The sequence below is a fragment of the Flavobacterium sp. LHD-85 genome, assembly GCF_030929595.1.
Classification (GTDB): Bacteria; Bacteroidota; Bacteroidia; order Flavobacteriales; family Flavobacteriaceae; genus Flavobacterium.
On the sequence record NZ_JAVFVR010000002.1, the window covers coordinates 1 to 12,574 of the forward strand.

The following is a 12,574-nucleotide window of genomic DNA, read 5'->3' on the forward strand; positions in this document are numbered from 1 at the left end:
AAAGTTCTGATTTGAAAGTTCTGATTTGAAAGTTCTGATTTGAAAGTTCTGATTTGAAAGTTCTAGTTTAAAAGTTCTAGTTTGAAAGTTCTAGTTTGAAAGTTCTAGTTTGAAAGTTCTAGTTTGAAAGTTCTAGTTTGAAAGTTCTAGTTTGAAAGTTCTAGTTTGAAAGTTCTAGTTTGAAAGTTCTAGTTTGAAAATTTAGAATGTTTCACGTGAAACATTTTGATTTGAGGATTTGATTTAAAGATTCCAGTTTTTGGAATTTGGAATTTTTAAAATTGAAGATTAAAAAAAATGCGTTCCACGTGGAACAAGAAAAATATAAATGTAATTCTAGAAACCGCGTTAGCGGTTTTTGGAGAATAATAAAACAAAATGTTTTTAGAAGAATACGATGTTATTGTGGTTGGTGCAGGCCATGCTGGTTCTGAAGCTGCGGCTGCGGCTGCAAATTTGGGATCGAAAACTTTATTGGTTACAATGAGTTTGCAAAACATAGCACAGATGTCTTGTAATCCTGCGATGGGTGGAATTGCAAAAGGACAGATCGTTCGTGAAATTGATGCGCTTGGTGGATATTCAGGAATTGTTTCTGATAAGACTGCGATTCAGTTTAAGATGTTGAATAAATCAAAAGGACCTGCAATGTGGTCACCAAGAGTTCAAAGTGATAGAATGCGTTTTGCAGAAGAATGGAGAATGATGTTGGAGGCAACTCCAAATCTTGATTTTTATCAAGAGATGGTAAAAGGGTTGATAATCGAAGATGGAAAAATAAAAGGAATTAGAACTTCGCTTGGTGTGGAGATTCGTTCCAAATCTGTGGTTTTGACAAACGGTACTTTTTTGAACGGTTTAATTCATATCGGAGAAAAACAATTCGGAGGAGGTAGAGCAGGAGAAAGCGCTGCAACCGGAATTACCGAAGATTTGATCAAAGCAGGTTTTGAAGCTGGAAGAATGAAAACAGGAACGCCACCTCGAGTAGATGGACGTTCTTTAGATTATTCTAAAATGAATGAAGAAAAAGGAGATGCAAAGCCAGCTAAGTTTTCTTATTCAGATGTGACTTCTCCGTTAACGCATCAGCGTTCTTGTTACATGACGTATACGTCGTTGAATGTTCATGATATTTTGAGAGAAGGTTTTGATCGTTCTCCAATGTTCAACGGAAGAATCAAAAGTTTAGGACCAAGATACTGTCCATCGATTGAAGATAAAATAAATCGTTTTGCCGATAAAGAACGTCACCAATTATTTGTTGAGCCTGAAGGATGGAATACTTGCGAAGTTTACGTAAACGGATTTTCAACTTCACTTCCAGAAGATATTCAATTCAAAGCGCTTCGTTCAGTAGCAGGTTTTGAGAACGTGAAATTCTTTAGACCAGGTTACGCAATCGAATATGATTTCTTTCCTCCAACGCAATTGAAACATACTTTGGAAACAAAGTTAGTTGAAGGATTATATTTTGCTGGACAGATTAACGGAACAACCGGATATGAAGAAGCAGCTTCTCAAGGTTTGATGGCTGGAATAAATGCACACTTGAAAGTACACGAAAAAGATCCATTGATTTTAAAACGTGACGAGGCGTACATCGGAGTTCTAATTGATGACTTGATTACGAAAGGAACAGAAGAACCATATCGTATGTTTACATCGAGAGCAGAATATAGAACATTGTTGCGTCAAGATAATGCCGATTTCAGATTGACTCCAATGTCATACGAAATTGGTTTAGCTTCTGAAGCACGTTTACGCAGAATGGAAAAGAAATTGAATGAGTCTGAGAAGATGGTTCAATTCTTCAAAGAAACAAGTGTTACAATTGCAGAAACAAATCCGATTTTGGAAGCAAAAGAATCTGCGCCAATTTCTCAAGGAGATAAAATGTTTAAGATTTTCTCTCGTCCGCAGATTGAATTAGAAGATATGTTGAAATTTGAAAAGGTTGATGCATATATCAAAGAAAATGATTTGGATGAAGAAATTGTTGAGCAAGCGGTGATTCAGGTGAAATATTCTGGATATATTGAAAAGGAAAGAAATAATGCCGATAAACTAAATCGTTTGGAAGAAGTAAAAATTCCAGACAATTTCGATTATAATAAAATTAAATCAATGTCGATCGAAGCAAAACAGAAATTAAGCAAGATTCGTCCTGTAACTATTTCTCAAGCTTCAAGAATCAGCGGAGTATCACCAAGTGATATTTCCGTGCTTTTGATTTATATGGGAAGATAAAAAAAGTATGCAGTCTCAGTTTTCACCTTCCAGTTTTTACTGAGACTGTAAACTGAGACTGAAAACTTTTAAATGTTCCACGTGAAACTATAATTTTTTTTAGTTTCTATTTTTGGAATCCAATATAAATCTAAAATATAAAGTCAGAAATCTAAAATTGTTGCTGTTCCACGTGAAACCTTTTCAAGAAAAAAGAAATGATATTTAGAAAATAAGTATCATTTTTAATCGTTTCAAATATGGAATTGATTTCTCAGAAGCTTAAAAAATAGATTTGCAATTATGTTGAATTATTAAATTTGCGAAGTCAAAAAAGAATTTAAAAGAATAAAGAAAAACAAGAATCCTAAAAGCGATAAATTTTCGTTTTTAGGATTTGCTATAAATTAAACCCAAATATCTATAAAATTTAAAAATGAACGTTTTAAACAAAAAACACTTTCTTACGGTAAAAGACCATTCTGTTTCAAAAGAAATTTTTGATTTGTATTATGATGAAGAATTAGATATGCTAATTACTTCTCCACAACCTGAACTTCAAAATTTGGGTAAATATTACGAAAGCGAAGATTACATTTCACATACAGACAACAAACGTTCGTTATTTGAAAAAGCCTATCATTTCGTAAAAAATATTGCGCTTAAGAATAAATTAAATCTAATCAATAGCCAGCAATCGAGAAAAGGAAAAATTTTGGATATTGGAGCTGGAACTGGAGATTTTCTCTTGACGGCAAAAAATGATGGTTGGGAAACCATTGGAGTAGAACCTAGCGATCGGGCTAAAAATATTGCTAAAGAAAAAGGAATTTCATTTGTAGAAGAAACTAGCACTTTAGAAAGTAATTCTTTGGATGTAATTACCATGTGGCACGTTTTAGAACACGTTCCTAATTTAGAGATTCAGATCCAAGAATTGAAGCGTTTATTAAAACCAACTGGAACATTAATTGTTGCGGTTCCAAACTACAAATCATTTGATGCGGGTCATTATGAAACTTTTTGGGCCGCTTATGATGTGCCAATTCATTTTTGGCATTTTTCTAAAAAATCTATTCAATTGCTTTTTGAAAGAGTAGATATGAAATTAGAAAAGATACTTCCAATGAAGTTCGATTCGTTTTATGTGAGTCTTTTATCGGAAAAATATAAAACAGGAAAAATGAATTATATCAAAGCTTTTTTCGTTGGGTTAAAATCAAATTTAAAAGCTAAAAATACAAAAGAGTATTCATCGCATATTTATGTTTTGAAAAACAAATAAATCAAAAAAACTATCTAAAGCCATTTTGCCTCTAAAAGACAAGATGGCTTTTTCAGTCGGAATAAAACAAGACAAAAAACACCTAAAATATTGCGATAACATTGTTTTATGGCTATATTTTTTTCTATAAATAAAAACAATATCATAAAATTTGCGCATTTTTTAAACTTTATGTTGATGCTATTGATTTTTTTATATTTTTGTCTTCAATACTTAAAAAAATAGAATTAAAAAAAATGAAAAAAGCATTAGTTATTATCGCACTTTCAGTTTTCGCAGTTTCTTGTAACAAAACAGCAGAGGTAAAGGAAGTAAAAACAGCTTACGTGGATACTTCGGTTTTGATGAAAGAATACACTGAGGCAAAAGATTTAGAGGCAAAGTACAAAGCTCAAGCGGAAGAAAAAGGTAGACAATTACAAGCTGAGATTTCACGTTTTAAACAAGACGCTGCTAATTTTCAAAGTCAAGCGCAAGCAAATGGTCAGGCTTGGGCACAGCAAAGAGGTGCTGAATTGCAAAAAAGAGAGCAGCAATTAGGTTATGCACAACAAGCATTAGCTCAACAATTACAGCAAGAAAGTGGTGTTGAGATGGATTCTCTTGTTAGTGGAGTTAAAAAATTCATTAAAGATTACGGAAAGAAAAACGGTTACTCTTACATCTATGGAACAGGAGATGCAGCAACAATTTTGTATGCTGAAGAGAAATACGATATCACAAAAGAAATTATCAAAGCTTTAAATGATAAATACAAAGCAGAGCCAAAAGCAGATGCAAAACCAGCAGCTGAAGCAAAAGAAGGCGAAGCTAAAAAATAAAACTACCAAACTAACTAAATTACTGAAAACCTAAATCCACTAAGATTTAGGTTTTTTCTTTTTATAAAAATGCGGTAATTTTATTATTTAATACAAGCCCAATGCAGAACGTTTCAGAAGCGGCAGCTTACACTTTACAATTCATCAATCAGACTCAGAAATCTATTTTCCTTACTGGAAAAGCAGGTACTGGAAAAACTACGCTTTTGCGAGAAATCATCGCGACAACGCATAAAAATACTGTGGTCGTTGCACCAACGGGAATCGCAGCTTTGAATGCTGGAGGTGTAACTATTCATTCTATGTTTCAACTTCCGTTTGCTGCGTTTATTCCATCGTATGATGTGAGTGCACAATTTACAGAAACAGTAAAATTTGAAAACAGAGAATCACTTCGCCGCCATTTCAAAATGAATAACGTCAAGCGAAATGTAATCAAAAACATGGAGCTTCTTGTGATTGATGAAGTCAGTATGATGCGTGCCGATTTGTTGGACGCGGTTGATTTTATGATGCAGACCGTTCGAAGAAATACACAGCCTTTTGGTGGAGTCCAGGTTTTGTTTATTGGCGACTTGCTGCAATTGCCGCCTGTGATTCGTGATGAAGAATGGCGAACGCTGAAAAACTATTACCGCGGGAAATTCTTTTTCCATTCTCATGTTCTCCAAACGTATCCGCCGATTTATATCGAATTGTCGAAAATTTACCGCCAGACCGATGATGCTTTTATCTCTGTTTTGAATAATTTGCGAAACAATCAAATCACTCCAGAAGACATAGCTATTCTAAATCAATATGTTAAGCCTGATTTCGATTTCAAAGAGAACAAAGGTTATATCACCTTGACGACTCATAATGCCAAAGCAGATTCTATCAACTCTCAGTCAATCAATGATTTAGATGGAAAAGAATATGTTTATACGCCATTTGTGGTCGGAGATTTTCCAGAAAAGATTTTTCCTGTCGAAGAAGAGTTGAAATTGAAAGTCGGCGCACAGATCATGTTCGTCAAAAACGATTTGTCTTTTGAGAAAAGATATTTCAACGGAAAGATGGGCGTAATCAAATCGCTTTCAGATGAAGAAATCTTTGTTCACTTTCCAGAGGAAAACATGACGTTGGAAGTTGAAAAGTACGAATGGAAAAATATCCGATACAAAGTCAATGAACAGACGAAAGAAATAGAAGAAGAGGTTTTGGGAACTTTTGCACATTATCCGATCAAGTTGGCGTGGGCCATTACGGTGCACAAAAGCCAAGGTTTAACTTTTGACAAAGCAGCGCTCGATGTATCGCAAGTTTTTCTACCTGGGCAGGCCTATGTAGCGCTTTCGCGTTTGCGTTCCTTAAACGGGCTTATTTTGCTTTCTCCGATACAGATGAATGGTATTTCGAACGACCAAGATGTGATGGATTATGCTTTGAATAGAGCAACAGAAGAAGATCTGAAGAATTCACTGCATTTTGAAACCAAAAATTTTATTCAGAACTATTTGATAAACAGTTTTAATTGGGGCGAATTGGCGCAAGAATGGCGAAATCATCGTTTCAGCTATAACGAAAATGCGGCAGGTTCCGAAAAAACGAAACATGCGGTTTGGGCACATAAACGCATGGAAATTATAGAGCAACTTTTAGATCCTTCGCAGAAATTCATTTCGCAACTCAATAAAATTTTCATCAAAGAAACGGTCGATTTGTTTTTTGTGAAAGAAAGGGTAGATGCGGCGTATGATTATTTCTTCAAGCCAATGGACAAATTGGTGGATGATCTGATTTACAAAATGGCCGAAATCCAAAAATTTAAAAAAGTAAAAGAGTTCTACGAAGAGCTTAACTTTTTGGAAGATCTTCAGACCAAAGCGGTTTTGCGATTGATGAAAGCCAAGTTATTGATTGAAGTTGTTGTTGCAGGAGAGGAAATCAGTAAAGAAAAGCTTTCGTCGCCAAATATTAAAAATTACAAAACGAACAAAGCGGAAAGGATAAGAGAAGAGCTGAAAACGACAAATACAGACATTTTTAGAACAGAAGAACCCGTTGTTCGATACAAATCAGCTAAGGCAGAGAAAAACGAGCTTAAAACGGCTAAAAAAACGACAGTCGAAGAAACATACGATTTGTGGATGGATAAAAATTCTATTGAAGATATTGCAAGAATACGTAAATTGAATGTCCAGACTATAGAAGGGCATTTGGTAAGACTTATTCAAGCGAAAAAAATCGAAATTACCGATGTTCTTCCGTACGATAAAATTTTGGCTTTGCGAGAAGCATTTCAATTTTATCAAGAAGAATCTTTGAGTCCTTTGAAAGAAAAATATGGAGATGAATTTACTTGGGACGAGCTAAAAATGTTCAAAGCGAGCATCAATTGATTTTTTGAACGTCCCACGTGAAACACGGTTTTCTATTTTTCAAAAATCTAATTTCTAACGCATTAAATTATTTTTGAGATGAAAATATTTAAAATATTGCTAACAATTCTGGTGTTTAATTCTTCGTTTTTGATTGCTCAGGATTTGAAGCCAGAATATCAAAAGTTCATTTCGAAATTTATTCTCGAAGTGAAAAACGGCGATAAAGAAGCAATTGCAAAGCGAATAAAATTTCCGTTTAAGAGAGAATATCCAATTCCATCAGTGAAAGATAAAGCAGATTTTGTAAAAAGATATAATCAAATTTTTGATAAAGTTTTGATTGAAAAAATAACAAAATCAGATCCTGAAAAAGATTGGTCTGAAGTGGGCTGGCGTGGGATTATGCTAAACCGTGGAGACATGTGGATTGATATTGATGGAAGAATTATCAGCATCAATCATCAATCTGACGAAGAATTGAAAATGAAAAATTCGTTGATAGCAGTACAGAAGAAAAATGTAAATGTTTCAATTTCAAATTTTAAAGAACCTGTTGCTATTCTAGAAACTTCAAAATTCAGAATAAGAATTGATGATTTAGGAAATGATAATTATCGCTATGCTTCTTGGTCCATTAAAAAGGAAATGACTGAAACTCCAGATCTTGTAATTGAAAATGGTGTTTTCTTTGCAGATGGAACAGGAGGGAATCATCATTACGAATTCAAAAAAGGTAATTTTAAGTATGAATGCCATTTTACTGTTTTGGGCGAAAAAAATTCGGCGCCTGCGGCGTTATTAGTATATCAGTCTGGAAAAGAAATTTTATCTCAGGATGCAAAAATTGTTTCACGATAAACATTGGAAAGAAGCTGTTTTAAAAAGATCTTTTTTTACAAGATATGGCGTAGATATATAAATATCGGTTAAAACCCCAGCGGAGCGACATATTTATTATAAAATTATGTCGCTCCGCTGGAGCTTTATATTGTAAATATTTATTCTTTGCTATAAATATTTCGCTTCTCCGTAGCTTAAAAAGAATCTGTTCTTTTGAAACAGTTTTTTTATATGGCTGACATTGCTCTTTCTAGCTCCCTTTCTTGTGTAATCTGAGTTAATTTCAATTTCTGAATATTTAGCTCATTTTCTCTGGTCTTAATTTTCTGTTTTTGAATTTCTTCTTCAGAAATTGAAGATGTTGTTATTTTGTTTTCAATTTTCTGATTGACAAGTTCCAGTTTGCTGATTTTTTCTTTTGTCGATTTCAAATCGCTTTCAGATTATGAGAGGTTCTTCTTTTTTGTTTCGAGATCTTTTGCTCTTTTTTTAGCTGATAGATCTTGTCATCCAACATTTTATAATTGTCATTCAATTTTTTTTGCATTTGAATTTCAGCTTGTTGGTGCTCCAATTCTTGTATAGTGTTTGTTGTTTGCTGAGCAAAAAAAGATTGTGAACTCAGCAATAATAAAAGAACTAATGTTTTTAAAATTTTGTCCATAATGTTTAATTTTTTCAAGCGAATTTATTCGAAGAAACTTTGATAAAGTGTGAATCAAAGTCTTGAAAACAACAGAATAGGACAAAAAAAATCCCGCTCGATTAGAACAGGATTTTAAAATTTTATAGGTTTTCTACCAGAATCCAAGCTTGAGGATTTTCGCCTTTTTGTATTTCTTTTTGAGCTTGTTCTGCTTCTTTCATTGTAGCATAACTTCCGTACAAAACAGGAAACAATCCGTGTTTGTTTTCTTTGAGCATTCTTGCTTTGAAACCGTCTTTAATTAGTTGGTTGTAAGCTTTTCTAGCATTTGCTTCACTTCTGAAGGCACCAGCCATAATATGATATGGCATTGTTGTTTCAACAGTTTCAACTTTAGCAGAATCAACAGAAAGAGTTACAGCTGGAAGCGGACTTTTGATAAAGAAAGTGGCTTCTTGAATTTTGTTCTGTACTTTTTTCTGAACAGCCTGCTCTACAACAAGTGTTTGGTTATCAATTTGGTTTTGATATAAGGGGTAACCTATGCTTCCTGTAATTCCAAGTCCTAGAACAAGAATGGCAGCATAACGCAAGAATGGATTTGAAGATTTGGTTTCTTCTTCATTTTCGTATAATAAAACAGCATCTTTTTCTTTTGCTGCAATCTTTTCAATTTTTTTCTCGAAAACCTCTTTTTTCACCATTGGAGAAACGAAAGGACTTAATCCAAAAGAAGTTGCCAGATAATTTGTCTGATCGTTCGGTTTGAAAACAATATTGCTTTCAGAGTTTAAACGAAGTTCGCCAATGTTCTTTAAAAGAATTACGCCTTCTTCTTCCAAAGTTTTTTTCCAATTTAAAACCTCAAAAGCAATTGCGCTCACGGCAAAACCATAAGATGTTTTTTCAGCTTGTGCTATATGATTTGCTAACAATCCGTCATTATTTTTGATACGGCTATTGAAAGAAATGGTTTTTTTTGGAGGAAAAAACGAATTAGTGCTTTCATTCAGCTGCGCCGAATGAGTTTCTGTTAAAAATGCACCAAATCCTGGAACCGTTACACACTGATAACGATACAATAACTGTGAGATATATACTTCGATTTTCATATTAACAAAGTTAGCTAACGAGCATAGTTATCAAAATTTTATTCACAATTTTTATTAACAATTAGGAATTATTTTTAGACAATTCGTTTTCAGTTAGTTAATATATTGTTTTGCCTTCTGTTAAAAGGAAGATAAGAATTATTTGTAAATTTTATTAGGAAATTACTTTGTTTTATAGATATTTGCGCTTCATAAAAAGAAGATTTATCTTTTCTATTTTACATAATGTTTAAAACAAATGACAGATCAAGAATTGTTTAATTTGCTTGCCTTAATGAAGGTTGACGGAGTAGGAGACATAATGGGTAAAAAATTACTTAATTCATTTGGTGATGCTTCCGCTATTTTTAAAGCAAAGAATTCCCAATTGGCTGCCGTTGATGGAATTGGATCTGTTTTATTGAAAAATTTGAAAGATAAAACTGTTTTTGAAAAAGCAGACAAAGAGCTTTCATTTATAAAAAATAACAATATTCAGGTTTCTTTTTTTCAGGAAGAAAATTATCCAGAACGTCTCAAGCATTGCATTGACGCACCAATTCTGATTTTTAATGCGGGAAATTTGGATTTCAAAAACAGGAAAATTATCGGTATCGTTGGCACACGTCAAATTACTTCGTATGGAACTGATTTTTGTAGAAAGTTGATTGAAGATTTGGCTCCGCTCGATCCTGTAATTGTAAGCGGTTTTGCTTACGGAGTCGATATTGTGGCGCATCAAGCAGCAATGGATTATGGTCTGCAAACAATTGGCGTTTTGGCTCATGGACTTAATCAAATTTATCCGCGTGCGCATAAAAAGTATATGGCAAGAATGGAAGAGAATGGTGGATTTATAACTGAGTTTTGGAGTGATTCTAATCCTGATAAAGAGAAGTTTGTCCGTCGAAACCGTATTGTCGCCGGAATGACTGAAGCTACAATTGTGATTGAATCTGCTGATAAAGGAGGATCTCTAATTACTGCAAATATGGCCAACGAGTACAATCGTGACGTATTTGCTGTGCCGGGAAGAGTGACTGATAAATACAGTCAGGGTTGTAATAACTTGATTAAAACGCAGAAAGCAAATGTGCTGACAAGTGCTGCAGATTTGGTATATATGTTGAATTGGGATATTAAAGAAAAACAAAAAAATATTCAAAAACAGCTTTTTATAGAGTTAGATTCTGACGAACAAAAAATCTATGATTTTCTCCAGAAAAATGGAAAGGAATTGCTTGATCTCATTGCTATTGCGTGTGATATTCCAATTTTCAAATTATCAGGAGTTTTGATAGGTATGGAATTAAAAGGTGTTATAAGACCTCTTCCTGGAAAACTTTTTGAATCAATTTAACGCAGAAAATCCTATATATTATATTATGAAAAGGTTGTTCAATCTGTATAAAACATAAATCAGTAAGAGTTCAAAAAGTATATTTAGAATTTGAAATACTTATGGCGAAATATTATAATCCTCAATAATATTTGTCTATCTTTTTTATTTTTAAGAGGTTAATTTATTTGATGTTACGAGAATATATTATAAAAGAAAAACGCTGACCAGTTTTAGTATGATCAGCGTTTCTATCAAAGAGTTTGGTTTAAATTATTTCTGAAATCCTAAAACTTCTCTAACTTTTGCTAGAACACCATCTGCAATTACAGAAGCTTTTGATGCGCCTTTTTTCAATAAAGCGTCAACTTCTTCTAGATTATTGATGTAATAGTTATATTTTTCTCTTTCTGTTTTGAATTTTTCTGTAATCAATTCAAACAAAGCTTGTTTAGCGTGACCGTAACCGTAGTTTCCGCCTAAATAGTTTGCTCTCATTTGTGCAGTTTGTTCTTCGTTTGCTAACAAAGAATAAATGGCAAAAGCATTGCAAGTATTTGGATTTTTAGGTGCTTCAAGAGGAGTTGAATCTGTTTCAATACTCATTACTTGTTTGCGTAATGTTTTGTCATCCAAGAATATATTGATGATATTGTTGGCAGACTTGCTCATTTTTCCTCCGTTTGTTCCAGGAATCAGCATAATGTTTTCTTGAATTTTTGCTTCAGGAAGAACAAAAGTTTCGCCCATTTGGTGATTGAAACGAGCCGCAACATCACGAGTAATTTCTAAATGCTGCAACTGATCTTTTCCAACAGGAACAAATTCAGCATCATACAATAATATATCCGCTGCCATTAACATCGGATAAGTGAAAAGTCCCGCGTTAACATCGTCCAAACGATCTGCTTTATCTTTGAAAGAATGAGCCAAAGTCAATCTTTGAAACGGAAAAAAACAGCTTAAATACCAAGTCAATTCAGTAGTTTGAACCACGTCAGATTGTCTGTAAAACGTCACTTTATCAGGATTTAAACCACAAGCAAGCCAAGCTGCGGCAGTGCTATAGGTGTTTTCTCTTAAAGTTTTTCCGTCTTTAATCTGAGTGATTGAATGCAAATCGGCAATAAACAAATAAGATTCATTTGCTGGATCGTTTGATAATTCGATTGCCGGAATAATTGCTCCTAATAAATTTCCTAAATGCGGTGTTCCTGTACTTTGAACACCCGTAAGTATTTTTGCCATTCTAGTTTTTTTCTGAAATGCAAATGTCGCGATGTTTTTTTTAATTACAAAGTTTGTAGCTTTTTAACGCAAAGAGCGCAAAGGGTTTTCGCAAAGTAAAGAAGTTTTATTTCTTTGAGAAATTGCTTTGCGATAAGTTCGCAAAGCTTTTTATAAATATAAGAAAATATTTATAAATTTACTGTTTTTTAAATTATGACAGAAAACGAAATTTCAAATATTATAATTGGACTAGCAATTGAAATTCATAAAAAACTTGGATCAGGATTGTTAGAAAGTGTATACAAAGAATGTTTGTTTTATAAAATTAAACAGCGTGGGCTTCTTGTTGAAAAAGAAAAATCTTTGGCATTAATTTTTGAAGAAGTTAAGCTGGATTGGGGATACCGCATTGATATACTGGTGGAAAACAAGTTACTAATCGAGATAAAAAGTGTGGAATCTCTTACTGTTAATCATTTAGCATAAACATTAACCTATTTAAGACTAGGAAATTTTAAACTTGGCTTTTTAATAAATTTCAGTGAAAGGCTATTAAAAAATGGCATCAGAAGAATTGCAAATAATTTATAGATAAAGCTTTGTGATCTTGTTGCAAAGCAAACTTTTAAAATAATTACTTTGAAAACTTTGCGAAAATTCTTTGCGCGCTTTGCGTTAGAATAAAGCTTACACTTAAAAAAATCTTGTTTAAAATTCATTTCTGTTTTCT

The 12,574-nt window shown here is 33.3% G+C and carries 10 protein-coding genes and 1 pseudogene; 7 read left to right on the forward strand and 4 right to left on the reverse strand.

The genetic code is table 11. The features are described 5' to 3' along the window. The first annotated feature begins 378 nt into the window (after window positions 1-378). From mnmG to RB618_RS05515, 5 genes are all read left to right on the forward strand, one after another. The gene (gene mnmG / locus RB618_RS05495) at window positions 379-2,250 is read left to right on the forward strand and encodes a tRNA uridine-5-carboxymethylaminomethyl(34) synthesis enzyme MnmG (protein WP_308067839.1); all 1,872 of its coding nucleotides are present in this window, start codon (window positions 379-381) and stop codon (window positions 2,248-2,250) included. 415 nt (window positions 2,251-2,665) lie between these two features. Then, the gene (locus RB618_RS05500) at window positions 2,666-3,514 is read left to right on the forward strand and encodes a class I SAM-dependent methyltransferase (protein WP_308067840.1); all 849 of its coding nucleotides are present in this window, start codon (window positions 2,666-2,668) and stop codon (window positions 3,512-3,514) included. 236 nt (window positions 3,515-3,750) lie between these two features. Continuing rightward, a complete protein-coding gene (locus tag RB618_RS05505; protein ID WP_308067841.1) occupies window positions 3,751-4,335 on the forward strand; it encodes an OmpH family outer membrane protein in 585 nt (194 codons plus the stop codon). A gap of 101 nt (window positions 4,336-4,436) precedes the next feature. After that, complete coding sequence (locus RB618_RS05510) at window positions 4,437-6,716, forward strand: helix-turn-helix domain-containing protein (protein ID WP_308067842.1); 2,280 nt, start codon at window positions 4,437-4,439, stop codon at window positions 6,714-6,716. 78 nt (window positions 6,717-6,794) lie between these two features. Continuing rightward, a complete protein-coding gene (locus RB618_RS05515; RefSeq protein ID WP_308067843.1) occupies window positions 6,795-7,556 on the forward strand; it encodes a hypothetical protein in 762 nt (253 codons plus the stop codon). A gap of 209 nt (window positions 7,557-7,765) precedes the next feature. Here RB618_RS05515 and RB618_RS05520 read toward each other — a convergent pair whose 3' ends face one another. The 3 genes from RB618_RS05520 to RB618_RS05530 all read right to left on the reverse strand — a co-directional run bounded on the left by RB618_RS05520 (window position 7,766) and on the right by RB618_RS05530 (window position 9,296). Beyond that, window positions 7,766-7,969, reverse strand: a complete 204-nt coding sequence (locus RB618_RS05520; protein WP_308067844.1) for a hypothetical protein — start codon at window positions 7,967-7,969, stop codon at window positions 7,766-7,768. Next, the gene (locus tag RB618_RS05525) at window positions 7,966-8,202 is read right to left on the reverse strand and encodes a hypothetical protein (RefSeq protein WP_308067845.1); all 237 of its coding nucleotides are present in this window, start codon (window positions 8,200-8,202) and stop codon (window positions 7,966-7,968) included. The genes RB618_RS05520 and RB618_RS05525 overlap by 4 nt, the downstream gene beginning before the upstream one ends. A 122-nt stretch (window positions 8,203-8,324) precedes the next feature. After that, window positions 8,325-9,296, reverse strand: a complete 972-nt coding sequence (locus RB618_RS05530) for an SPOR domain-containing protein (RefSeq protein WP_308067846.1) — start codon at window positions 9,294-9,296, stop codon at window positions 8,325-8,327. A gap of 238 nt (window positions 9,297-9,534) precedes the next feature. On the opposite strand from RB618_RS05530, the gene dprA reads away from it, so the two are divergent. Continuing rightward, a complete protein-coding gene (gene dprA / locus RB618_RS05535; RefSeq protein ID WP_308067847.1) occupies window positions 9,535-10,635 on the forward strand; it encodes a DNA-processing protein DprA in 1,101 nt (366 codons plus the stop codon). Between the two features lie 252 nt (window positions 10,636-10,887). On the opposite strand, the gene trpS is transcribed toward dprA, so the two are convergent. Continuing rightward, the gene (trpS, locus tag RB618_RS05540) at window positions 10,888-11,862 is read right to left on the reverse strand and encodes a tryptophan--tRNA ligase (protein WP_308067848.1); all 975 of its coding nucleotides are present in this window, start codon (window positions 11,860-11,862) and stop codon (window positions 10,888-10,890) included. Window positions 11,863-12,057: 195 nt separating this feature from the next. Between trpS and RB618_RS05545 the strand changes: the two are divergent. Continuing rightward, window positions 12,058-12,435: pseudogene (locus RB618_RS05545) on the forward strand (GxxExxY protein). Window positions 12,436-12,574: the final 139 nt, after the last annotated feature.